The sequence below is a fragment of the Bacillus sp. SKDU12 genome, from assembly GCF_010093085.1.
Taxonomy (GTDB): domain Bacteria; phylum Bacillota; class Bacilli; order Bacillales; family Bacillaceae; genus Bacillus; species Bacillus mexicanus.
The window spans coordinates 131286-155108 of the sequence record NZ_MSRC01000018.1 but is presented as its reverse complement, the minus strand read 5'-3'; the positions used below and the strand labels follow the sequence as shown (position 1 = coordinate 155108).

At 40.6% G+C, this 23823-nt stretch carries 30 protein-coding genes; 13 read left to right on the top strand and 17 right to left on the bottom strand.

Annotated elements, in window-relative coordinates; genetic code table 11:
- The first annotated feature begins 57 nt into the window (after positions 1-57).
- The 3 genes from dinB (at position 58) to abc-f (ending at position 4079) form a co-directional block, all read left to right on the top strand.
- Complete coding sequence (gene dinB / locus BTW01_RS16925; RefSeq protein ID WP_162104146.1) at positions 58-576, top strand: damage-inducible protein DinB; 519 nt, start codon at positions 58-60, stop codon at positions 574-576.
- Positions 577-751: 175 nt separating this feature from the next.
- Positions 752-2128, top strand: a complete 1377-nt coding sequence (locus tag BTW01_RS16920) for an amino acid permease (RefSeq protein WP_162104145.1) — start codon at positions 752-754, stop codon at positions 2126-2128.
- A gap of 319 nt (positions 2129-2447) precedes the next feature.
- Positions 2448-4079: a ribosomal protection-like ABC-F family protein gene (abc-f, locus tag BTW01_RS16915; RefSeq protein WP_162104173.1), complete on the top strand. Its 1632-nt coding sequence runs from the start codon at positions 2448-2450 to the stop codon at positions 4077-4079.
- Positions 4080-4141: 62 nt separating this feature from the next.
- Here the strand turns inward: abc-f and BTW01_RS16910 are convergent, their stop codons facing one another.
- Positions 4142-4615 carry a GNAT family N-acetyltransferase gene (locus BTW01_RS16910; protein WP_162104144.1) on the bottom strand — a complete coding sequence of 158 codons (474 nt, stop codon included), beginning with the start codon at positions 4613-4615 and terminating at the stop codon, positions 4142-4144.
- Positions 4616-5229: 614 nt separating this feature from the next.
- Between BTW01_RS16910 and BTW01_RS16905 the strand changes: the two genes are divergently transcribed.
- Genes BTW01_RS16905 through cotP form a run of 3 tightly spaced genes read left to right on the top strand, consistent with a single transcriptional unit; the run spans position 5230 to position 6202 of the window.
- On the top strand, positions 5230-5502 hold the full coding sequence (locus BTW01_RS16905) for a spore germination protein (protein ID WP_162104143.1): 273 nt from the start codon (positions 5230-5232) through the stop codon (positions 5500-5502).
- Between the two features lie 13 nt (positions 5503-5515).
- Positions 5516-5758, top strand: coding sequence for a spore germination protein (locus BTW01_RS16900; RefSeq protein WP_162104142.1), 243 nt, complete (start codon positions 5516-5518; stop codon positions 5756-5758).
- A 12-nt stretch (positions 5759-5770) separates the two neighbouring features.
- A complete protein-coding gene (cotP, locus tag BTW01_RS16895) occupies positions 5771-6202 on the top strand; it encodes a spore coat protein CotP (protein ID WP_162104141.1) in 432 nt (143 codons plus the stop codon).
- Positions 6203-6213: 11 nt separating this feature from the next.
- On the opposite strand, the gene BTW01_RS16890 is transcribed toward cotP, so the two are convergent.
- On the bottom strand, positions 6214-6921 hold the full coding sequence (locus tag BTW01_RS16890; RefSeq protein WP_162104140.1) for a DUF421 domain-containing protein: 708 nt from the start codon (positions 6919-6921) through the stop codon (positions 6214-6216).
- A gap of 201 nt (positions 6922-7122) precedes the next feature.
- Between BTW01_RS16890 and BTW01_RS16885 the strand changes: the two genes are divergently transcribed.
- The 4 genes from BTW01_RS16885 (at position 7123) to BTW01_RS16875 (ending at position 8842) form a co-directional block, all read left to right on the top strand.
- Positions 7123-7707: a DUF421 domain-containing protein gene (locus BTW01_RS16885; RefSeq protein WP_202923612.1), complete on the top strand. Its 585-nt coding sequence runs from the start codon at positions 7123-7125 to the stop codon at positions 7705-7707.
- A gap of 111 nt (positions 7708-7818) precedes the next feature.
- Positions 7819-8052, top strand: a complete 234-nt coding sequence (locus BTW01_RS16880; protein WP_162104138.1) for a spore germination protein — start codon at positions 7819-7821, stop codon at positions 8050-8052.
- A gap of 35 nt (positions 8053-8087) precedes the next feature.
- The gene (locus BTW01_RS18555) at positions 8088-8381 is read left to right on the top strand and encodes a hypothetical protein (protein ID WP_238391434.1); all 294 of its coding nucleotides are present in this window, start codon (positions 8088-8090) and stop codon (positions 8379-8381) included.
- 224 nt (positions 8382-8605) lie between these two features.
- Positions 8606-8842: a spore germination protein gene (locus BTW01_RS16875; protein ID WP_162104137.1), complete on the top strand. Its 237-nt coding sequence runs from the start codon at positions 8606-8608 to the stop codon at positions 8840-8842.
- Positions 8843-8946: 104 nt separating this feature from the next.
- On the opposite strand, the gene BTW01_RS16870 is transcribed toward BTW01_RS16875, so the two are convergent.
- From BTW01_RS16870 to BTW01_RS16855, 4 genes are all read right to left on the bottom strand, one after another.
- Positions 8947-9285 (bottom strand): thioredoxin family protein, encoded by a 339-nt coding sequence (locus BTW01_RS16870; protein ID WP_162104136.1) that lies wholly within the window; start codon positions 9283-9285, stop codon positions 8947-8949.
- 173 nt (positions 9286-9458) lie between these two features.
- Positions 9459-9848: a DoxX family protein gene (locus BTW01_RS16865; protein WP_162104135.1), complete on the bottom strand. Its 390-nt coding sequence runs from the start codon at positions 9846-9848 to the stop codon at positions 9459-9461.
- A 132-nt stretch (positions 9849-9980) separates the two neighbouring features.
- Positions 9981-10919 (bottom strand): ring-cleaving dioxygenase, encoded by a 939-nt coding sequence (locus BTW01_RS16860; RefSeq protein ID WP_162104134.1) that lies wholly within the window; start codon positions 10917-10919, stop codon positions 9981-9983.
- Positions 10920-10945: 26 nt separating this feature from the next.
- Positions 10946-11566 carry a nitroreductase family protein gene (locus BTW01_RS16855; protein ID WP_162104133.1) on the bottom strand — a complete coding sequence of 207 codons (621 nt, stop codon included), beginning with the start codon at positions 11564-11566 and terminating at the stop codon, positions 10946-10948.
- 404 nt (positions 11567-11970) lie between these two features.
- Between BTW01_RS16855 and mneP the strand changes: the two genes are divergently transcribed.
- A complete protein-coding gene (gene mneP, locus BTW01_RS16850; protein ID WP_162104132.1) occupies positions 11971-12864 on the top strand; it encodes a manganese transporter MneP in 894 nt (297 codons plus the stop codon).
- A 72-nt stretch (positions 12865-12936) separates the two neighbouring features.
- Here the strand turns inward: mneP and BTW01_RS16845 are convergent, their stop codons facing one another.
- The 5 genes from BTW01_RS16845 to BTW01_RS16825 form a co-directional block, all read right to left on the bottom strand.
- Positions 12937-13719: a GNAT family N-acetyltransferase gene (locus BTW01_RS16845; protein ID WP_202923614.1), complete on the bottom strand. Its 783-nt coding sequence runs from the start codon at positions 13717-13719 to the stop codon at positions 12937-12939.
- Positions 13720-13917: 198 nt separating this feature from the next.
- Positions 13918-14337 carry an arsenate reductase (thioredoxin) gene (gene arsC, locus BTW01_RS16840; RefSeq protein WP_162104130.1) on the bottom strand — a complete coding sequence of 140 codons (420 nt, stop codon included), beginning with the start codon at positions 14335-14337 and terminating at the stop codon, positions 13918-13920.
- A gap of 14 nt (positions 14338-14351) precedes the next feature.
- On the bottom strand, positions 14352-15650 hold the full coding sequence (locus tag BTW01_RS16835) for an arsenic transporter (protein WP_162104129.1): 1299 nt from the start codon (positions 15648-15650) through the stop codon (positions 14352-14354).
- A 1-nt stretch (position 15651) separates the two neighbouring features.
- Complete coding sequence (locus BTW01_RS16830; protein ID WP_162104172.1) at positions 15652-15975, bottom strand: ArsR/SmtB family transcription factor; 324 nt, start codon at positions 15973-15975, stop codon at positions 15652-15654.
- 327 nt (positions 15976-16302) lie between these two features.
- Positions 16303-16881, bottom strand: a complete 579-nt coding sequence (locus BTW01_RS16825; protein ID WP_162104128.1) for a TetR/AcrR family transcriptional regulator — start codon at positions 16879-16881, stop codon at positions 16303-16305.
- Positions 16882-17124: 243 nt separating this feature from the next.
- Between BTW01_RS16825 and BTW01_RS16820 the strand changes: the two genes are divergently transcribed.
- Complete coding sequence (locus tag BTW01_RS16820) at positions 17125-18315, top strand: MFS transporter (protein ID WP_162104127.1); 1191 nt, start codon at positions 17125-17127, stop codon at positions 18313-18315.
- Positions 18316-18437: 122 nt separating this feature from the next.
- On the opposite strand, the gene BTW01_RS16815 is transcribed toward BTW01_RS16820, so the two are convergent.
- Positions 18438-19310 (bottom strand): YitT family protein, encoded by an 873-nt coding sequence (locus BTW01_RS16815; protein WP_162104126.1) that lies wholly within the window; start codon positions 19308-19310, stop codon positions 18438-18440.
- 410 nt (positions 19311-19720) lie between these two features.
- On the opposite strand from BTW01_RS16815, the gene BTW01_RS16810 reads away from it, so the two are divergent.
- Entirely contained in the window at positions 19721-20416 is a 696-nt protein-coding gene (locus BTW01_RS16810; RefSeq protein WP_162104125.1) for a hypothetical protein, read from the top strand.
- A gap of 159 nt (positions 20417-20575) precedes the next feature.
- Here BTW01_RS16810 and BTW01_RS16805 read toward each other — a convergent pair whose 3' ends face one another.
- The 5 genes from BTW01_RS16805 to BTW01_RS16785 all read right to left on the bottom strand — a co-directional run bounded on the left by BTW01_RS16805 (position 20576) and on the right by BTW01_RS16785 (position 23801).
- Positions 20576-21352, bottom strand: a complete 777-nt coding sequence (locus tag BTW01_RS16805; protein ID WP_162104124.1) for a sulfite exporter TauE/SafE family protein — start codon at positions 21350-21352, stop codon at positions 20576-20578.
- Between the two features lie 62 nt (positions 21353-21414).
- On the bottom strand, positions 21415-21642 hold the full coding sequence (locus BTW01_RS16800) for a sulfurtransferase TusA family protein (RefSeq protein WP_162104123.1): 228 nt from the start codon (positions 21640-21642) through the stop codon (positions 21415-21417).
- 35 nt (positions 21643-21677) lie between these two features.
- Positions 21678-22805, bottom strand: a complete 1128-nt coding sequence (locus tag BTW01_RS16795) for an MBL fold metallo-hydrolase (RefSeq protein WP_162104122.1) — start codon at positions 22803-22805, stop codon at positions 21678-21680.
- Between the two features lie 2 nt (positions 22806-22807).
- Positions 22808-23377 (bottom strand): sulfurtransferase TusA family protein, encoded by a 570-nt coding sequence (locus BTW01_RS16790; protein WP_162104121.1) that lies wholly within the window; start codon positions 23375-23377, stop codon positions 22808-22810.
- A gap of 55 nt (positions 23378-23432) precedes the next feature.
- Positions 23433-23801: a rhodanese-like domain-containing protein gene (locus tag BTW01_RS16785; RefSeq protein ID WP_162104120.1), complete on the bottom strand. Its 369-nt coding sequence runs from the start codon at positions 23799-23801 to the stop codon at positions 23433-23435.
- Between the last annotated feature and the right edge of the window lie 22 nt (positions 23802-23823).

Genomic DNA, 23823 nt, shown 5'->3' with positions numbered 1-23823 from the left:
CAAAAGAAAGTTTGTTTGTGTAAACTAGGAGTTATAAACGCGAAAGGGGAAATGAACGTGACAGATTTTTTATTAACTTTGTATGAATATAACGTCTGGGCCAATCAGCAAATATTCAATCGATTAAAAGAGCTTCCGAAAGAGGTGTACCGGCAAGACATTCAAAGTGTGTTTCCATCGATATCCCATGTACTGTCTCATGTCTACCTTTCTGATCTGGGCTGGATTGAAGTATTTTCCGGCAAAAATATGAGCGATGCTTTGGCTTTAGCTGAACAGCTTAAAGAACAGACAGCCGCAAAAGAAATGGAGGAAATGGAAGCTCTGTTTTTGACGTTATCTAAACGATATACAATATGTTTACAGCAAGAAGAACAGCTTAATAAGCCTCTACAGATTCAAAACCCCTCAGGCGGGATAATGAAAACAGCTGTTTCTGAGCTCGTTCCCCACGTTGTCAATCACGGGACTTATCACCGCGGCAATATCACGGCAATGTTGAGGCAGATCGGATACGCATCCACTTCGACAGATTACGGACTCTACCTATACATGAAAAAAACAGAAATGGCATAAAAACGAAGCGGCTCCTAGATTGAGCCGCTTCGTTTTATGATGGATCATTTAAAAAACCTTAAATTTTCTTTTCATATTTCCTATATAGTAAAAAAGATAGAAATTTTAGTGTTATAATAATCATTAAAATATATTGCTGACTCATTAAACAATTTTCAATGGAGGAACACACAAAGTGACAGATGACATGACGAAAAACAATATAAATCAGCAAAAACTGGAGAGAGGCTTGAAAAACAGGCACATTCAGCTCATCGCCATCGGCGGGGCTATTGGGACAGGCTTATTTCTCGGCTCAGGAAAATCAATTCATTTTGCCGGACCGTCGATTCTATTTGCTTACATGTTCACAGGGCTCATTTGCTTCTTAATTATGAGGTCTCTGGGTGAACTGCTGTTATCGAATTTGAACTATCACTCTTTTGTTGATTTTGTACAAGATTATTTAGGAGACATGGCAGCCTTTATCACCGGTTGGACCTATTGGTTCTGCTGGATTTCGATTGCGATGGCTGATCTGACAGCTGTCGGGCTCTACACTCAATATTGGCTCCCGGGTGTGCCGCAATGGGTGCCCGGCTTAATCGCTTTGATTATTTTACTGATCATGAACTTGGCAACCGTCAAGCTTTTTGGAGAATTAGAATTTTGGTTTGCTTTAATTAAAGTTATTGCTATTCTGGCGCTGATCGTCATTGGCCTTGTGATGATTTTCAAAGGTTTTTCCACAAGCTCAGGAGTCTCCAGCTTCTCAAATCTCTGGAGTCACGGGGGGATGTTCCCGAATGGCATACATGGGTTTATCCTCTCATTCCAGATGGTTGTGTTTGCCTTTGTCGGCATTGAGCTGGTCGGACTGACGGCCGGTGAAACAGAAAACCCTGAAAAAGTAATCCCTAAGGCGATCAACAATATCCCTGTCCGGGTACTGCTTTTCTATATCGGGGCACTTCTCGTGATTATGAGCATCTATCCTTGGAATGTCATTAATCCTAACGAGAGCCCGTTCGTGCAGGTGTTTGTCGCGGTTGGCATCGTCGGGGCAGCAAGCATCATCAACTTTGTTGTATTGACATCCGCTGCTTCAGCCTGCAATAGTGCTGTATTCAGTACAAGCCGTATGGTCTATTCCCTTGCAAAAGATCATAATGCGCCTGAATCAATGGCGAAACTGACTCCGCGTAAAGTACCTAGAAATGCGTTGTTCTTTTCAGCTATCGTGATTTTAATCGGTGTTACGTTAAACTACATCATGCCCGAAGGCGTATTCACACTGATTACAAGCATTTCAACCGTCTGCTTTATCTATATTTGGGGGATTACGGTCATTTGTCATTTGAAATACCGTAAAACAAGACCTGAATTAGCAAAGACAAACAAGTTTAAACTTCCGCTTTACCCGTTTACAAATTACCTGATTCTTGCGTTCCTGGCGTTTATCCTTGTTGTTCTGGCATTGGCACAGGATACTCGCGTTTCCTTATTTGTTACGCCGGTTTGGTTTATTTTGCTGATTGTGATTTATAAGGTGAGAAAAGCGAAGCTGCAATAAAATCAAAGCTCCTGCCTCAGAAATGAGAGCAGGAGTTTTTTGATGGAAATGACCTTTGCTTTTAAATTTGAAGATATGCTATAGTGTTTGTAATCAAAACAAGAAGGGATGATGGGCGGACAATGATTAACTAATCTTATTTTTACCGTTTGAAATCAATATTTCAAATCAGAAAAAATAGGATTAGTCTGCCCATTTTCTATATATACGATATGGCTATTTATAAAGAATAGCTTATTTGTTCATGCAAGGCGCGGCTAATCCTTCCAACACATTTGGGAGGATTTTTTTGATTCTCCCATTAAAGCGAGGGATATGGATGAAAGAAATCGTAACAGTAACAAACGTCAGCTATGAAGTGAAGGATTTGACTGTTTTTAAAAACGCAAACGCAAGAGTTCAGCAAGGAGATATCATTGGCATTATCGGCAAAAATGGCGCCGGGAAATCCACCCTGCTGCACCTCATATACAATGACTTAGCCCCTGCACACGGGCAAATCGTTCGGCAGGATATAAAGATGACATTGGTTGAACAGGAAACAGCGTCATATTCCTTTACGGATCAGACGCCTGCCGAGAAGAAATTACTGAAGAAATGGCGTGTGCCCGTGCGGGATTTCCAGCAGTTAAGCGGCGGTGAAAAATTGAAAGCGCGTCTGGCGAAAGGACTGTCAGAGGAGGCTGATCTTTTACTGTTAGATGAGCCGACAAACCACCTTGATGAAGAAAGCCTCCAGCTTCTCATTCAAGAGCTGAAACATTATAGAGGCACTGTGATCCTTGTTTCCCACGACCGATATTTCTTAGACGAAGTCGCGACAAAGATATGGTCGCTTGAGGATCAAACGCTAATTGAATTCAAGGGGAATTACTCTGGTTATATGAAGCTCCGGGAAAAGAAAAGGCTCGCCCAGCAGCGTGCATATGAAAAACAGCAAAAAACGATTGAACGGATCGAAGCACAAATGACAGAACTTGCTTCATGGTCGAAAAAAGGCCACGCCCAATCGACGAAACAGGAAGGATTTAAAGAATATCACCGTGTAAAAGCGAAGCGTACAGATGCCCAGATTACATCTAAGCGAAAGCGGCTTGAACAAGAGTTGGAAAAAGCAAAGGCGGAAGCCGTTGAGCCAGAGTATACTGTCCGCTTTTCAATTGATACAACCAAAAAAACAGGAAAACGTTTTTTAGACGTTCAGCATATAACGAAGGCTTTCGGTGAAAGGACTCTCTTTAAAAACGCGCATTTTACGATTCAGCACGGTGAAAAGATTGCGCTCATAGGTCCAAATGGCAGCGGAAAAACGACATTACTGAAAATCATTCTAGGACAGGAAACAGCGGATGGAAGTGTATGGGTGTCGCCGTCTGCACATATCGGCTATTTAACGCAGGAAGTGTTTGATTTGCCTTTAGAACAAACACCGGAAGAGTTATTTGATAATGAAACATACAAAGCTAGAGGACACGTTCAAAGTCTGATGAGGCACTTAGGTTTTACCGCTTCCCAATGGACTGAGCCGATCAAATATATGAGTATGGGTGAGCGTGTAAAGATCAAGCTGATGGCATATATTCTTGAGGAAAAAGACGTACTCATTTTAGATGAACCGACAAATCACCTCGACCTGCCGTCACGCGAACAGCTGGAAGAAACACTGGCACAATACAGCGGAACATTGCTGGCGGTTTCACATGACCGCTACTTTCTCGAAAAAACAACCAACAGTAAACTCGTCATCTCGGACAATGGCATCAAAAAGCAATTGAATGACGTTCCAACAGAAAGAAATGACCAGGAGGACCTTCGCTTAAAGCTTGAGACAGAAAGACAGGAAGTGCTTGGAAAGCTCAGTTTGATGACGCCAAAAGATACCGGGTACAAGGACCTCGATCAAGCTTTCATTAAGCTTACGAAACAGATGAAAGAGCTGGACCAATCATAATTAAGGCATACCAAGGACTGTTCGTCCTTGGTATTTTTTAAATTCACCAAAATTGGCTATTATCAGCACAGCTGCTTTCGCATACGAATATTAGTCATGGCATAGCCCATCTTCTGATAAAGATGGACGGCCGTCTCGTTGTGTGCAAACACATGAAGCGCAAGCCTTTCCACGCCAAGCTCCTTTGCTTTTTCATCCAGCGTTTTCAGTGCTAATTGAGCAAGTCCTTTTCTGCAAAAGGCTTCATATATTCCAAAGGAGTAGATAAATGCTTCCTTTTGCGGGTGAAGCGGGTCAGCATACATCCAGAGCCAGCCCATCCTTTCCCCTTGTTCATTTATAATGTTCCAAAAATAATGATTGCTGCTGTTTCGTCCTTCCGGTACCATGTTTCGATAGGCCTGCTCTGATTTTTCCAACGCTTCATCCTTCGTCCACGTTCCCGAGGTAATGTTTTGTTTCGCATAATTTTGCACGGACATCCTGCGAAATGCTTCAAACTCTTCCACAGTCATGTCTTCCAAGGTTAATGTCATCTTGTATCCCTCCTTATAAAAAAGCCCGGCCGGTGCCGGAAAGTCGTTGCGTATAAAAAAGCCGGTTTAAGCCTCTGACTCTCTATCATTCGCTAAGAGAAATAGATTTCCTGCAAATCAAAATAAAACTTGTGCGGCGAGGCTTGCCGCATCTTTGCTGGTTAATAAAAACGGCTACATGTCCAATCATGACAAACAAAGCGACGGTATCCATGTCGATGACGGAGTCAAAACAGTCGAGCCGCTGTTCTGCTCTTTCAATGCTATGGACAATGTAGGAAAAATCGTTTTTTCTGAGCCTAGAAGCAAAAAAACAAAAGCCCACAGCACCCGTTTTGACATATTCCCCGTAGTTTCATCATTTTCTAGAAGAAGTGACTCAGTCAGCAGTGAAAACCGTCTTAAGGATAGCTTCTTTACTTTGAAAGTATGAATACTAGTTCTTTGCACCATTTCACTTTCATGATCAGCAGCTTTTGAATAATCACTCCCATTGTCAATACAGAGACTTTTCCGCCTGTGTGATCCCTTACATCATTCATACGTTCCCAAGGAACAATTGGGTGCCCCGGCGCATACTGTAACTGTACAGAATCATGGAAGGGTGTGATGGGATGCCGTCTACAGTAATCAACCTATATTATTTGAAGATCAACAGCGTTTCGGGCAATGGTTCAATTACAATAGGTGAAGCCGCGCATAACAGCCATACCGCCAATAATAAATCTCAAGGGATTAACTCCTCTTTCGGTGATACATCACCTGCGGAATCAATCATGGAAAACTTCTTAAATGATCCTGATGTAAATGATCAGACAGAAATCGGAAACTCTGATAATTCTTATGTGAATGCTCCTCCGCTTCCAGTACCGCCAATATTAGATTAAAGGGGTTTCGTTTATGCCATACCAAATTAACATCGCAAATATTAAGATAAACGGCGTCACGCAAAACGGAAATATTGATGTCGGTCCAACTGTACACAACAGCCATACAGCGAACAGCAAATACTTTGGGGCAAACTTTTCTCTAGGAGATTTTTCACCTTCTTCTTCTCTATTAAACACTGGAAATCTTGATTCAGACGTTAGTGACCAAGACCAAATTGGCAACCCTTCTGCACCAATTTCAAATCAAATTTAAGGAGGATCTTAGATGGATTTCGAAAAAATCCGAAAGTGGCTTGAGATTACAAATGAATATAAGCAAAGTGACTTTTGGACAAATGTGCTCAAGTATAAAACCCCTGAACAATTTTTTGATTCCGATGCTTTTACGCTTGTTTATGACTTTTATCAAGATGACGAGTATAATTTTATCATTGTGGAAATGCCCGGTGTATACGAGGAGGAATTAACAATCCGTTTACAATCTAAAACCCAGCTGTTCATCAAAGGAACGATCATGCCTGTTTTCCCCTCTGAAATGGAGGTGCTGCGTAAACGGTATTACGGCGATTTTGAGCAAACCATTCAGCTTCCGGAAGCCGCCGAATCCCATTTACTGCAGGTTCAGCTGTTAAACGGGATTCTTCACATTTCATACCCCAGACAGATTGAAACCATTGCATTCGGTAAAGGACTTTAAGATGGTTCTTTTCATTCCTTATCTATAGGAACTGATATATGGTCTTTATATTGATCCACATAAATCTCCCCATTGCCCAGCAGCACTGCGTACACAGTCTCTTCCACCTGTATGTCTCTTTTTTTCAATTCGGCCAGAAGCCAAGATTCCGTCAAACGATTCTGCTTTACATTATTCTCAATGATTTCTCCGTCCATAATAAGCTCGATTGGAAGCCTGTTTTCGCGATGTACCGCAATCATTAAATCCTGTCTGGTGACCTGCCGGAATTGCGGTTTTTTTAACACAGTCAGCTGCCCATTCGTCTCAAGGATCGCATACAAAACTTCTTCAATATTGAAGATATCTTTTTCACGTAATTGCTGATTTAAATAATCAAGTGTATAACGCATTTTCCTCATATTTGATTCCAGTATCTTACCGTTCTGAATAAGGACTGTAGGATCTCCGGCAAAAAATTTTCTCAGCTTTCTGTTCTTAATCGACAGAAACGAAATCAGAAAAATGGTTAACACAAAAATACCAAAGGAAATGGCCATATTGTGTGGTTTTAATGACGTATTGTATGCTAATCCGGCAGCAATCGCTCCTAGTGTGATCGCTGCAATAAAATCAAAAATCGTCATCTGGAGAATCGTCTGTTTGCCCAAAATCCGTTCTGCAATTAACAGTAAGACAACGCTGACAATTGTTCTCATGACAACTTCAATTTCAATCATCTTAAGGCGCTCCCCGCTAAAAAATCTCTGCTCCTGTCATTGTTTGACTTATGCTATCCATCTATACCAGAAACATTTGGTCAGGCCAGAATTTATCATGTACATAACAGAATGAAGCGTCAGCCTTTCGGATATATTAAGTCACGAATGGCTGCAAAGCCGCTTCATGACAAATCCATTACTCATTGGTCAGGTGGTCGCATGAATTTTACTTGGGAAGCTTTTGTTCTCATTATAGCCGGAGTCATTTTATTAAGAATTTCAGGAAGAAAATCAATCGCACAAATGACTTCAACTCAAACCGTTGTCATGATTTCAATCGGAACGATTATCGTTCAGCCGATTATTGAATACAGTCTTTTTAAAACCTTGATCGCTGCCGCTATCTTTACAATGACACTAATTATGATGGAATGGATTCAAATGAGATCGAACATTGCTGAAAAGATGTTAACGGGAAAAGCAAAGATCGTGATTGAAAATGGACAGCTTCATATCGAAAACTTAAAAAAAATGAGACTCACAGTTGATCAGCTTGAAATGCAGTTGAGGCTTCATGGGGTGTCATCTATACAAGATGTTAAAAGTGCGACATTAGAAGCAAACGGACAACTGGGAATAGAATTAACTGAGGATGCAAAGCCTTTAACTGTAAGGGACTTAAAAAAACTCATTCACTCGGACTTCATAAGGAAAGATGGACAAGCCCAGCAATCAACCAATGAAAATATTTTTGATGAAATCGGTAAAAAGAATAAAAAAAATACGCCTAAAAGGCTGTCCTAAAAACATGATGTGGTTTTTTGTCTACCATTGTATATTTTTGCCGCTTTGTTTACGCAATTGCTGTCCGCATGCCATATTGTATAAATAATCATGGAGTGAGAGGAGAGATGAATGATGAAATGCCCTGTAAATATTCATTCGTTATCCGGAAACAGCGTTTTCAATAATGGGTCTGCAATTTCGATCAGTCCGTTCTCTGTGTCTAAAACAACAGAGGGGGCTGGGGGAAACAATACAGGAATGGTTTTTGAACGCACCTTATTCAGTCAAACAAGCTCCAATCAAGCCCGCAGTCAAAACATCACAAACGCGATACAAGAACTGCTCAACCAGATTTTAGCGTAAACGAACTTTTATTATTTTATGTACTGAGGTGCCGTATGAACTTTCCAATTATTCACACAAACTTTTGGGATGCTGTGATAGCTGTTCCGACCATCATCTTGATTACCCAAATCCTCAAAATATTGTTTAAGATCCCAAAAACATTTGTCCCGTCAGCCGCCCTGATGACAGGCCTTATCATATCGGTTTTCATCAGTCATCGACACAGCCTCTTTTCCGGCGTATTTATGGGATGGTTTTACGGCTACGCCGCTATCGGCTCCTATTCCTCATTAAAAACCACAATCATATCCTTTAGGCAAAATCAACATGATACACCAAATTCTTAGATGACAATCATGAGCTGCCGCCTGAACGAATCAGGCGGTTTTTCCAGCGGAATCTAACTGTTCATAAGATATGTTCCCTTTCATCATGATTTTGAGATAATCTATCATTTTTTACCGTTAAGTTTATGCTAATACTCAAAATCAAAATATCCTATTTATACCAGATAATAGATTGCCCACAGCCTCAATGTCATCTACTTTAGAATGAAAGGAGCTTTTTGAGCATGCGTTCTCAAATCAACATCTCGAATTTCACCATAAACGGAATCACACAAAACGCCAATGCCGATATAGGACAAAACTTACAAAACAGCCATACGGCGAACAGCAAGAATTACGGAGTGAATTTCACATTAGGAGACTGCTCCCCTTCTACTTCGATTATCATTTCGACAAGCTCTGATAATGATATCAGTGATCAAGGGCAGACAGATAATCCATCTTCACCTATTGAAGAATAAAGTGACTGTACAAAAAAGAATACATGTATGTTCTCATGCTGCCGGAATTTTCTCGGCAGCATGAACCCTTTAAGGGAGGCTTTTTATTTGAAAGCTGTATCACTTTATTTATCTTCATATAACCGATAAACTCTTTTCAGCTTTTCTTCGAGCTGTTCAAAATGGACAAAACGGGCTTCTCTCAGAAACTCAGTTCCATCAATGAACAAAAGAAGCACAGGAACAGTGAAGACTGAAAATCTACCGGCAACCTCTCCTACCTCGTCAGCATTGATATGCCCCAATTTAATGCTTGGAAACTGATCCAATACGATTCTAAGCTGCGGCAGAACAGCATGACATACTGTACAGCCGGGTCTTGATATATAGATAAAGCTGAATTGGTGCTGCTTAATAAAATTCTCTATGGCACCTAATGAATGTAATTCTTCCATCTCTTTCATCAAATTCCTCCTTCAATGGACCCGTCTTTCATGACTTTCAATATGCATATCATTCACTATACACATTTATATTGAACATATCCGCTTTTTTGCTATTCAGAGCATCTGATCGTTGTGCTTGAAAAATAAAAGAACAGTTACCGCTTTGCAGTAACTGTTCTTAAATACTTATATTAAAAATGCAAGGCGTAAGCTCCTGAACCGATGAGTGCAACTCCGATGGAGACTACAATCAGCACCAAGTTATATTCAAAACCGCCAGCGCCGTTGGCAAACCCTTTCGCTCCATGAACTTTTACAATAGCACCTAACATAATGATCGTTATGATTGCAGCTCCGAGCGGCAGGAATACACCTAAAATAAACAGAATTCCGCTTGCCAATTCCCCAAGGCCTGATAAAGCGGCCGCGGCGCTTCCTGGTTTAATCCCAATTGACTCAAACCATTGGCCTGTTCCTTTAATGCCGTATCCTCCAAACCAGCCAAATAATTTTTGTGATCCATAAAACAGAAACACCACACCGATCATGATTCGAATAAGTAATAGTCCTGCATCTTCCATTTTTATCTCTCCTTATTTTTCATATTATATGATGTGCTGCAAAGCAGCTTCTTTCCCGACAGCCGCTTCCAGCAATCATCTGTTAAATGTATGTCTTTTTATTTTTCTTCATGCTTCACGTTCATCTATAAATCAATCTAATTCTCTCACTTCAAACGGCAGCAGCCCTTGTTCAATTTGAGCCCGATGCGGTTCATACTGCTCAGGGAGCATCAGTTTGCCGCCCATCGTTTCTTGTGATTCATCATGGGCAAAACCCGGCGGATCAGTTGCGATCTCAAATAAGATTTCCCCATGTTCTCTGAAGTAAACCGCATTAAAATAGTTTCTATCCTGCACAGGAGTCACACCATATCCGTGCGCAGCAATGAATCTTTGCCAATCTAATTGATCTTCGTCATCCTGAGCCCTCCAAGCGATGTGATGCACTGTGCCAACTCCCATTTGTCCGCGTCCAATAGGCATTAATTTAAGATCAATCACATTTCCAATATCACCGGCAGAACGATAACGAACAAAGTCTCCTTCTTTACCGACTCGCTCAAGCCCCATGATGTTTTCTAGCAGTTCACCTGTTTTTTCAGGCTGAGCTGATAACAATGTGGCGCCTCCAAAACCTTTGATGGCTACGTCAGGTGTGACATCTCCGAACGTCCAGGTATTGGCTTCTCCTTCTTCTCTCTCCACGATTTCTAAGTGCAGACCGTGCGGATCATCAAACTCTACATATTGTTCTCCAAAACGCTCGATTTTGGTGTATGGAATGTTGAACTTTTCAAGTCTCTTTTCCCAAAACGCCATGGCACCCTTCGGTACGACGTAAGATGTCACGCCAACCTGTCCGTCTCCAATGATGCCTTGACGGGCGCCCGCCCACGGAAAGAATGTAATGATTGTTCCCGGCTTCCCGCCTTCATCCCCAAAATAAAGGTGATACGTACCCGGATCATCAAAATTGACCGTTTGCTTGACCAATCGGAGTCCCAGTACTCCTGCGTAAAAATCTGTATTCTCTTGAGGGTGACCGACAATTGCTGTAATATGATGGATTCCCATCGTTTTTTTCGCCATTTTTATTCGCTCCTTTACACGTTTACTTAGATATACTCAACAAACTCATTCACAGGCTTTCGGTAGCCGCGCGGCCTTCTGCTCTCTGTTTTTTCTTTACCGATTGTAATCATCATGACAACCTCAAATTGGTCATCTATATTCAAAACCTGCTTTACGGCTTCAGTATCAAAACCGATCATTGGACAAGTGTCCCAGCCTTTTTCTTTAGCGCTAAGCATAAACATCATCGCAGAAAGGGAAGCGTTTCTTATCGCCTCATCTCTCATAAAATGTTCTCCCCTGTTTTCATAAAATGAAACAGTGTCTTGAACCATATGATCATATTCTTGTTTATTGAGTATCCCCAACGCCTTTAACCCTTCATAGATGTCAGCTGCTTGCTGATACGCCTGCTTATCCCCTAAAACCAAAAGAACCGCAGATGAGCTAAACACTTTATATTGTCCGTTTGCGGCCTGCTTCAACTTTTCTTTTACATCCGGATCTAGAACTGTCACATATTTTGTATGCTGCAAATTAAAAGCTGATGGAGCCAATGCAACCAATTCAAATATGTCGTTGAGCTCATCCTTCATGATTGGATGATTTGAAAGGAAGTTGCTTGCAGATCTTCTATCATTCACTAACTGTACAAATTCAGCCATTTCTCATGCACTTCCTTTTATCTCGAATTCGAGATATTATATTAAAAAAAATCAATTCTCATATGAACAAAAAGTGAAGCCGTCCTCTTCTTTGATCTTTTCCTTGCTCAACAATCAGGTTTGGTTAATTATCTTGAATTAAAATATCTTGAATATGAGATAATAATAAAACATAAATACTTCAATGTCAACAGTTCATTTCAAAATTGTTTTCTTTTTTCTGTTTGTTTAGCCTGGCTCCAACTTTTTTTCTGTCACCTTATTTATTAGTAAATAGGAAACAACGTTGCTATAGACCCACTCGAAATGGAATTGGTATGATAAGCAAAGTGATGACACAAGAAAAAATACGGAGAGCGTAAGAAGCACTCCTATTTTTTTGTACAATTTTACAGGAGGAAAAAATGGCAAGTGAAAGAGAACAAATAAGCAAAAAGGTCGCTTTGATTGCATTAATAGCGAATCTGATCTTAATGGCAGGAAAGATCTTTTTTGGGCTGATCGGCGATAGTGAAGCCGTTTTTGCAGATGGAATACACTCCGCAGCGGATGTCGTTGCTTCGATTGCTGTTCTGGCGGTGATCGGCATTTCCAATAAACCGCCTGATCAGGATCATCCTTTTGGGCATGGAAAAGCTGAAGTCATTAGTGAAGCAATTGTAGGACTGATCTTAGTGATCGTATCCGTTTATATCCTAATAGAAGCGATTCTGTCCTTTGTTGAAGGACCGAGCGTTCCACAATACAGCGCATTATTTGCCGCTCTCATTTCCTACGTGGCGAAGCAGATCCTATATCGTTATTCCATAAAACAAGGGGAAAAATGGAACAGCAAAGCGATTATAGCGATTGCATACGATCATAAAGGCGATATCGTTGCCTCACTTGCCGCTTTTATCGGCGTCCTATTAGCAATTATAGGAAACTCCCGCGGCTGGTCCTATCTGTTGTACACCGATGCAATTGCCAGTGCCATCGTGGCTTACCTCATTTTTAAGATTTCAATGGAATTAATCAAGCCATCTGTTGATGTGTTGATGGAAAAAAGTGTTGATCCCGAGCTGATCGAGGAATATAAGGCTATTATTTTGCATTTTCCTCAAGTAAAAAGGCTCGATAAAATTCGAGCGAGAGAACATGGCCACTATAAATTGCTTGATGTCCGTTTATCATTAGATCATGATTTAACGATTAAGCAGGGACATGACATTGCCCGCGAAATCCGAAATGAAATCAAAAGACAGTTTGCAGACGTGGAAGAAGTGCTTATTCATGTGAATCCTTATTTTGAAGAATAGAAAGCTCCTTTTTAAGGGAGCTTCAGGCTGTCGAGATTTTCTCAACAGCCTGAGAATTTCAAACTTCTTACATTAAGATGATCCAGAAAAATAAATAGAGTACCCCGTTACTGGCTTAAAGCCCAATTTAACTGCTAGTGTCATGGACGAATTGTTGCAAACATCACAATCCCAACTAGGGATCATCCCATTTCCCAGACAAAATTCGATAAATTTACTTCCCACACAATAAGCCAAACCCGTGCCTCTATATTCTTCAAGTGTGTAGATATCCATTTCTGCTCGATTGTTCCCTAAAAAGATAGAAGTACACTCACTCAAAACATGATTGCCATGTAATACGGCAAATCCGAAACCTTTTCCTAAAAAATGTGAGGCAGAATTCCAATACTCCTTGTAGTAAGCGCTGTTAAACTCTGTACTGTTTGCAATAATGTCTTCATCTATTCTTTTCAATTCAAGCTCCTTTGGAAGTTCCAAAGTTGTGTTAGAAGGTTTTTGCTGAAAAGAAAACGCCACTCTTTTCATTTGATTCAAATCGTCTTTCAGTATTGTTTTCAATATTTGATCCCATGTATCGTTAGCAGAAAACAGAGTAAATCTTTTTGTTGATTTCGCTTGCTTTTCATAATATTCAGCAATGAAATCATTAAAAACTTGATTCTCTTCTTCTCCCGCAATAAAATAAATTCCTGATTCAGTCCCTATAAAAAACGATCTAGGGGATGTTTGGTCATCTGTATAAACAACTCCCGGAATGGTTTGTTCTAATATTGCATAGACAAATGTGGGACAAAATGATTCAACAAACAATGTTTTTATGCTGTTATATTTTTCTTTTGTTAATTCCCGCAAACCGACAACTCCTCTCAAACAACGTCTCCTTCATCATTCTGTTAACAAAATCAATTTTCCTTTGTCTCAGCTTTTAAGCGGCGGTTCAGAACTCAGGCAAGTAAAATAAAAAACAGGTGCCTGCACTGAGCTCACCTGTTGAACAATAATTGATGGGATCACCAATTTTTTCACAAATACTGAGTATATCTAATATTTTTATTCCCCAGTTTCAGCAAATTGTTTTAAGCGTTCTCCAATTTCATCACGCACTCTTTGGAAAAACGCCCACTTTTCTTCGTCGGTTCCTTTTGCTTTTGCCGGATCATCAAATCCCCAATGCTCGCGTTTTACGTGCGGCGGGGTCACTGGACATTTATCTGCGGCATCACCACAAAGCGTAACGACTAAATCAGCATTGTTTAAAATGCTCGGATCAATGATATCTGAGGTTTGATTGGAAATATCAATCCCCGCTTCTTTCATTGCTTTTACAGCTCGAGGATTTAACCCATGAGCTTCGATTCCTGCGCTGTATACGTTCCACTGATCTCCAAGGCAGTTTTTCCCCCACCCTTCAGCCATTTGACTGCGGCAAGAGTTTCCCGTGCATAAAAAATAGATTGTCTTCTTTGACATGTGTACCTTCTCCTTTAATGGATGATGATCAGCCAAATATACAAGCCGACAAGTGTAATCAATAATGTTGGGATTGTAAGTACGATTCCAGTTTTAAAATAAGTGCCCCAAGAAATCTTCACACCTTTTTGTGAAAGGACATGCAGCCATAACAATGTCGCCAAGGAACCGATCGGCGTGATTTTAGGCCCTAAATCTGAGCCGATCACATTTGCATAAATGAGCGCTTCTCTCATCGCCCCATGTGTATCTGTGCCGGCAATAGCCAATGCATCAATCATCACAGTCGGCAAATTATTCATAACGGAAGAAAGAATCGCCGCGATAAAGCCCATTCCAATCGTACCGGCAAACAATCCTTGATCGGCCACCGCTTGTATCACACCTGAAAGGACATCTGTCAATCCTGCATTACGGACGCCGTACACAACAACGTACATGCCAATTGAAAAAAACACGATAGCCCATGGTGCTTCTTTTAATACTTTTTTCGTATGAACGGCTGGACTCTTTTGTGCGGCAATTAAGAAAAAGATTGCGATGATACCCGCTACCACTGATACAGGGATCGATAAAAATTCACTTACGAAGTATCCAACTAACAACAGCCCCAAGATATACCATGATAGTTTGAACATGTTTCGATCTTTGATCGCCTCCATAGGCTTTTTCACCTCAGTCAGCTCATAACGTTTTGGTATGCTTTTTCTGAAGAAAAGATAAAGAACAGTGATGCTCGCCAGTAATGAGAACAAGTTCGGCACAATCATTCTGGATGCATAATCAATAAACGTAATATGAAAATAATCTGCCGAAACGATGTTGACCAAATTACTCACGACTAATGGAAGCGAAGTTGTATCTGCAATAAACCCGCTCGCTATAATAAAAGGAAATACTAATTTTTCATTGAAATGTAATGCCCTGACCATCGCTAATACAATGGGTGTCATGATAAGAGCCGCACCGTCATTTGCAAATAATGCCGCGACGATAGCTCCTAATATAGACACATACACAAACATGCGCACACCGTTTCCTTTTGCAGCCTTAGCCATATAAAGCGCCGCCCATTCAAAGAAACCGATGTTATCAAGGATTAACGAGATAATAATGATAGCTACAAAAGCCAATGTCGCATTCCAGACAATCCCTGTCACGGTTAACACATCATGAAACGTAACAACTCCGGCAATTAGCGCCAAAACTGCGCCGCCACAGGCTGACCATCCTATAGACAAGTTTTTCGGCTGCCATATGACTAATACTAACGTTAATAAAAATATAAATACTGCCAAAATGACTGAAGTCATCTTATACCTCCTTACTGCAAGACGTTTGAGTTTCCTTTTGTTTTATGTGCAGAAACAATTCATCCTCCTGATCGATTTGATATAAGAGAAATTGTAGTGCACCAAACTCGGCACATGATTTATTGATAGAATAATAACGCCATTGCCCTCTTCTGTCTTCATTCACAAACCCTGCATTTTTTAATTTTCGTAAATGCTGGCTGATGGCTGGCTGGCTCATGTCGAACATATCAACCAACTGACAAACACAATATTCTTTTTCAAGAAATAATTTCATCATCATGAGCCTTGTTTGGTCACTAAGTGTTTTTAAACAGCGAGTCATCGTTTCAATTCCAATTTTTGAATCAACAGTCAAATGAACTCCTCCAATTCATATATAATTAAATCCTTATATATCGGCTAATTTATGATGCATTCTCCTTTAGATAGATCAGTTGCTGACGTTTTCATCAAGAAAATAAAACCGCATGTGATTTTATTATATAAGATTTTGTTTATATAATCCATCCTTTATATGAAGGACATCTTAAAATAGGATTGAAGAATACAAAAGAAAAAGATGCCCGCGGGCATCGTAAATAGCATGTGAAACAAGATCCTTACTAATTGACAGTTATGTAGGAACGGACACGATTTAAAGTATTCAGATTCAAGTAGCTTGAACCCCTTTAAACGCATTCATCACCAAATTATGCACATAGGAATCATTTACTTCGTCTCCTGTTATAAGCAGCCGATAGAATATCGGTCCGTAAATGAGATCAATGCTTACTCCAATATCAATATTTTCTCTCAATTCACCTTTCTGAATTCCTTTTTCTAGAAGGCCTTTCGCTTGAAGGCGTCGCGGCTGGAAAAATCGTGTGCGATATTCTTCTGCCAATTTTGCATCCAACTGCCCTGCACCTATTAATTCCTTAATAACGTTTCCTTCCCGGCTTGTCAAAAACCGTGCTAAATTCGTGGCGTGGGTTACGATATCTTGTATTGACGATCCTGTATCAGGCACAGGCAGTCTGTCCGTAGCAGTCGAAAGAAAGCTGTCCATGATAACGGCAGCTTTGTTAGACCACCATTTATAAATCGTTGCTTTACTCACTTTCGCATGCTCTGCAATTTTATCAACTGTCACCGCATCAAAGCCTTTTTCCAACAATAGCTCATAGGCTGCAGCAAGAATTGCCTTATGCGTTCCTTCATCACGCGGCCGTCCTCGTTTACTCTGCATATGAATCATTCCTTCCCGAAATATAAACGATACGTTCAGTATACGTAACATGATGAAAAAAATAAAACAGAACCTATTTACAAAACTGAACGTTTAGTATATTATTCGCTTATAAATAAAACTAAACGTTTAGTTTATAAAATACCTATAACTTCACAAATCATGAAACAACTATGCAAAGGAGATGTATCAGCCAATCATTGATCAAACATTATAAAACCAATGAAAAAGGAGTTCATTTTTATGTCTACATTAAACAAACAAAAAGCAGATCAGAGAATTTCGCCTAGCTTCACTCTTCTTCTCGCAACTGCATGCGGTATCATTGTCGCTAATCTTTACTATGCACAACCCTTGGTCGGATTAATTAGTGCAGCAATTGGAATTTCTCCAAGCAGTGCTGGATTGATTGTCACACTAACACAAATCGGATATGTTGCCGGCTTACTATTCCTTGTCCCTCTGGGAGATATGATCGAAAACAAGAAACTGGTCGTTGTATCGCTCCTGCTAAGCGCCGCGGCGTTGATTGCCACAGTATTCGCGAAGGATGGAACTCTATTTTTAGCAGCTGCGTTTTTCATCGGATTAGGATCAGTCGCAGCCCAAGTGCTTGTTCCATTTGCATCATACCTTGCATCAGATGCGGAGCGCGGCCGGGTTGTCGGCAATGTCATGAGCGGCCTATTGCTCGGTATCATGCTTGCCCGGCCGATCTCCAGTCTAGTCGCTGATATTTGGGGATGGAATGCAATATTTGCTTTATCCGCCGCGGTAAGTGTTGTCCTGGCAATCGTATTAGCCAAAGTGCTCCCTGCCAGAAAACCAGCAGCTCATACAAACTATACTGCCTTACTCAGTTCAATGTGGAGCCTGCTGCGCACGACTCCAATCTTACGCCGCCGTGCCATTTATCATGCGTTTGTATTTGGAGCTTTCAGCTTGTTCTGGACGACTGTTCCTTTATTATTGTCCGGTCCTGCTTTTCATTTTTCTCAGAAAGCAATAGCACTATACGCATTAGTGGGCATTGCGGGTGCAGCCGCTGCTCCCATTGGCGGCCGTTTAGCTGATCGCGGCTTGACCCGGGTTGCCACTGGAATCGCTCTCGGTGTTGTCATCGTTTCTTTATTGCTGCCGCTCATGATTCAGAGCAGCTCCCCATTCGGAATAGCAGTTCTAGTGGCCGCAGCTATTTTGTTAGATATGGGCGTATCTGCAAATCTTGTGCTCAGTCAACGTGCCATTTTTTCGTTGGCGCCTGACATTCGCAGTCGATTAAACGGATTATTCATGGCGATCTTCTTTCTAGGCGGAGCTATAGGGTCATCTATTGGAGGATGGGCATATGCCTCAGGCGGATGGAGTACAGCATTATGGATTGGAATTGCTTTTCCGGTCATCGCTTTGCTTTATTACACCACAGAAAAATAAGTCGTTCAGCAATATACAAAGGAAACAAAAATACCAAGGGCCTTAAAACCCTTGGTATTTCTATATCTGATCGACCCTCATTAATGGAAAAAGCCTTTTTTGAGAGTTGCTGTAACTTTTCTCTAATGAGTATTGTGCTTTCTAAAATTGCTGCCTTTCACTTCAGCTACGTCATAGACGGTAACGAAGGCATCTTTGTCAATATCATTAATAATTTCCTTTAGTTTGGTTTCTTCTAATCGGTTGATGACACAAGTGATTTCTTGAAATTTCTCATGGGAAAAGCCCCCGTATGCTTCTTTGTATGTGGCGCTTCGCCCTAATTGATCACGTATGGTCTCTACCATTAATGCAGGTTCGGCAGTAATAATTTGAAACGTTTTAGAACCGCTTAAGCCTTCCTCAACGACATGAATGACTTTGGATGCGATGTAGTAAGCAATGACTGAAAGCAATGCCCCTTGCAAACCAAATACGGTAGAAACAAAAATAAATACAAAAAGGTTTAAGAATAGAATAAGATCGCTCGTTCCAAATGGCAGTTTTCGGGATAGCAGCACAGCAAGCATATCAATTCCATCTAACGCGCCGCCATTGCGCAGCGCCAAGCCCATTCCGAATCCGAGGATAATCCCGCCGACAACGGTAATTAACAAGGTATCTCCCTCTAGAATAGCCGGAGTGTGGTGAAAAAAACTTGTCCCCGCGGCTAGCGATATGATCCCGATAATGGATAATAACGCAAACCCCTTCCCAAGTTGTTTATATCCTAACCAGACAAATGGAATATTGATAACGGCAATCAGAATCCCCAGCGGCAAATTGAAAAGCTGTGAACCAACAATGCTGAGGCCTGTCACCCCTCCATCAGAGACACTATTTGGAATAAGCACTGTTTCTAGTCCATATGCTGCTATTATTCCTCCGATAATGACCATGATGACTTGCAGGATCATTTTAGCCTTAGATTTCTTGCGTTTTTTGATTGTATTCATCTCATTCCCCATTCCTTGAATGTTTCGTTATATTTAACTATACCATAATACATTTTTTCAGTTAAAAAGATGCTTATAAAAAGAGCCAGCAAATATTAATGATGCCTTACTCCCCCTTTTTAAAATCAGCTCACGTCTTTTACTGTATTGACTAGTTATTGTGGACAGCTCTCCTTCATCCACAGATTATTTATCAGCCCGTACCAAACATACTCACATTTTCGTGGTATCTTCTTCTACTTCCTTTTCTCTATTACACACATGCAGGAAAAAGAGACATTTGTGAAACTAACCAAAAATCATTTCCTCTTTTAAACAAATTTCAAACCATCACGTCTATCTCATGGTAATATTTAGATGAACAAATGTTTATATGTTCAGTAATCGAGTTAATGGAGAGGATTGAAAAAATGAAGAAATGTAGCAAGATATGTTATTGGAGTGCCGTCCTGCTGCTTGCCTTATCGCTTGCTGGGTGTACGGACGGTAAGAACGAAGAATCGAAGCAGCCTTCAAACCATGATGCCGCTGCAAAATCAGACGAACATCATGAAGCCAATAAAACAAGCAAGGCTGAATCGGAGCCGGCAACAGGATCAGACGAATCCGAATCAAAAGCTTCAACTGAAAAGTCTTCAAAAGAAACTTCCACGGCCGCATTAAGTGAAGCCTCTTCAGGGGAAGTAAAAAAAGAGAAGAAAAGTGAAGGCAATGGATTGGCCTCGTATTCTTCCGAGAAAATCGAATATGCCCGCGTTTGGCTCCAGCTTGCGCCAAATCAAGAAATAGATGAATTGAATGTTCGCCATATTTCAGCCGGCGAACCGATCAATCCTAATGATGACACCAGTGCCTGCTATCCAGAAGATGTGATCCAGCTGGCAGGTTCCCGGTTAGTGGATGGATCTGTAACTTACAGCGGCAATGGAGATGGCACGATCAATGTATACAATGTTCCTTTACGCTGGGATTCCGCTAATGATTTAGATCCGGGCGTCATGCGGAAAGAGACTGAGAAGATCATAAAAAACAAAGAAAAAGTGTACGTTAATACAGGCGATGACAAAAAAATCAAGCACCTCATTGACCTAATGATTATTCATTAATCAGAAGAAAAACAAGCAAGTAACATCATGCTTGTTTTTCTTCTATATTTAACAGTTCCCTCCAATCACTATCCTTTTTCCCACAGTTAAGATTGAATGTGGCAACGCGTCATCACATAAAAGAAAACCAACGATTGCTGATCCTTCCCCTGACTAACTTCAAAGGAACCCTAACCAAATTTTAATGGCGGTCGCTGCTATTAATAGCGCTAAAATCCATTGAAGAATTGTTTTATTTACCTTTTGTCCAACTTTTGCGCCAATAGGCGAAGCAATTAAACTAGCGATCATCAGAACGAGAGCTGGTCCAAAAAGCACCTGGCCTGTGATTACCTTTCCAACTGTTGCGCCAATAGAGGATAGAAATGTAATCGCAAGAGATGAGGCGACAGTGATTCTCACCGGAATATTTAAAATCGACAACATAATAGGAACGAGGATAAAGGCTCCGCCAGCTCCTAAAATGCCTGATACACCGCCAATGATAAAGGCTAAGGATGAGGCTAACCACTTATGAAATATGACCTCCTCGCCTTCTCTATGTTCTCGCCCTTTTTTAGGGATAAACATTAAAATAACAGCTATAATGGCTAGTATTCCGTATATGAAGTTAATCCCTTTTTCAGATATGAAATGAGAAAAGTAACTCCCCAATACACTCCCTATCAGAATACTGCTTCCCATATAAATGATTAATGCCTTATTTAATAACCCGCTTTTGCGATAAGCCCACACACCGCCAAGTGTCGCAAAAAAAACTTGAATCGCTCCTATCCCTGAAACTTGATGGGCTGTTAATGACATCACTCCTACTAAAGAAGGAATGTACAATAGCATTGGATAATTAATAACAGATCCGCCAATACCAATCATTCCGGAAATAAAAGCACCAATACACCCTATAATGAAAAGAGTGATCATAAAGGCAAGATCCATTTCGGTTTCCTCCTTTTCAAAAGAAAAGGGTATCTTTTTTATTCGATACCCTTTCACATCTATTAGCCTTTTTTAATCCAGAATTTCAGTACATCGCCTTCTTCAATTTGCTCTAAAAGGTCATGCCCGCCTGATTTTGACCAAGCCGCAAGATCACTTTTAGCTCCTTTATCTGTTGCATGCACTTCTAATACTTGGCCTGATTCCAGTTCATTCATCGCTTTCTTCGTTCTCACGATTGGCATAGGGCATGCCAGCCCTTTTGCGTCTAATACTTTATCTGATTTCATGTTCATCTCTCCTCTTTTTAATAGAAACTCTTGTGTTACCGAATTGCACAACGGTTTGGCCCAATCTCCATTTCACGCTGTTTTTCTTCATCCGGCCTGATTTTCCCCATGTTTGTTTCACGAATCTCTTGATAGGCATTTGGCTGCGGAGGCAAATGATCTGTCACTAAGTGTCTGAATTCTGTTTCATCCGTAATGTTCAAACCATGGTTTTCGGTAAATAATGTACTTAGTTTTTTACCAACACTTCCATCCTCATTTAGCTCATCAATGATCATAAAGTGTGCTGGTAATACAATTAAATCCTTTGATAACGCTTTGTAACGGCTATAAAGAGTTTTTCTTAAATCTCCCACCCAATCTTCTGCCATGCCGGCTAAGTCTGGTCTGCCAATTGAATCAATAAACAAGATATCACCTGAAAGAAGATACTGATCATCGACAATAAAAGAAGTGGAGCCAATGGTATGCCCCGGTGAATAAATCGGTTGAATTTTTATCTTTGTATTTCCAATAATAATATCGTTGCCTTCTTCCAGCGGCTGATAATCAAATACCACTTCTTCTGCATCCTTCGGCGGTAACCAGTAGGTTGCTTTTGTTTTTTCAGCTATGACTCTGCCGCCTGAGATATGGTCTGCGTGAAGATGTGTATCAAATACGTGAGTAATCTCCGCACCCTTCTCCCTCGCAAAATCGATAAAGATATCTGCCATACGTGTTGCATCAATAATCGCCGCTTCACCATTGGAAATGACCATATATGACAGGCAGCCTTTCCCGATGCGAACAAACTGATACATCTCGCCGCCATCCTTTAAATCCCCGACTTTTACTGGCTCTAAATGTTCGCTCCATGCTTTCATCCCACCTTTAAGGTAGGATACAGAAAGACCTGCTTCAGAAAGCATTTCGGATACCATGACAGATGAACCTTCTTTGGCACAAACGACCAGCACTTCTTTATCAGACGGAATTTTCTCTAAGATATCTTCTACGCCGTCTAAAAGATCGAAATACGGTACATTTAAATGGTCAAAATAATGCCCTTCAATCTTCCAATCGCTAAAATCATTTTCATTACGTACATCCAAAACAAATAAAGGTTCTTTGTTAAAGATTTTTTGTGTGACTTCTTTTGCGGTAAGTGCTTGCAAGGTCATGTTTACATACCTCCTTTTTCTGTTTTACCTGTCCAATCACGCATACCGGGGATGACATTGATTACTTTTTGAAACCCTTGTTTTTTCATAGTGCGAGCTGCCATTTCACTTCTTCTTCCTGAATGGCAAATAATATAAATGTCATCATCTTTGTTTAACTCGTTAGAGCGCTTTTCTACTTCGCCAAGAGGGATATGCACCACTCCGGGGATATGAGCTTCTTCATACTCCTCTATCTCGCGGACATCTAAAATGTGAAGAGACTCGTCATGATCCACTTTCTGTTTGAAAGCTTCTAAGGAAATCTCAGGAATTGAAGATGCATTTTCTGATGAATGCTCTCCTCCTTTTCGAAGAAAGTGACGAAGGACTTCTCCTTCTGTTTCAGTACCTAAATATTCATGGCCTGTGCTCTTGGCCCATGCTTGCAGATCTGCTGTAGAACCTTTGTCTGTCGCTTGAATCTCCAATACTTCACCAGCTTTTATATCCTTCATTCTCTTCTTTGTTTTTACGATAGGCATTGGGCACGCCAAGCCTTTAGCGTCTAGGACAATATTTGCTTTCATCATTTTTCCTCCTTTTCTTACATAGGGGTGGGGGTATATGAACAGATAAAAATCGGTGTTAATGCCATGTATTCATTCCCCCCTTTATATTTGTGATATGTTTAAATCCTTGTTTCTTCAATACTTTACTTGCCTTTACACTTCTCATTCCACTTTGACAGATCACAAAGACGTCTTTGTCTTTCGAAAGCTGATGAGTTTGACGAGGCAAGTTAGACAAGGGAATATTGTTGAACCCTTTAATATGTCTTGTACGGAACTCACGGGGTGTTCGTACATCGATAAACTGTTTATCCTTATTTTTCAGCTCTGACTTTAATTCAGCAGTTGTTATTTGTTTAACGCCCTGCAGTGATAAAAAACGTCGAAATACGACCCAAAGTAAAAATAAAATGAGTAAAGTATTGATCATCACGCCACTACCCATAGTGATTCATAGCCTCCCTTGC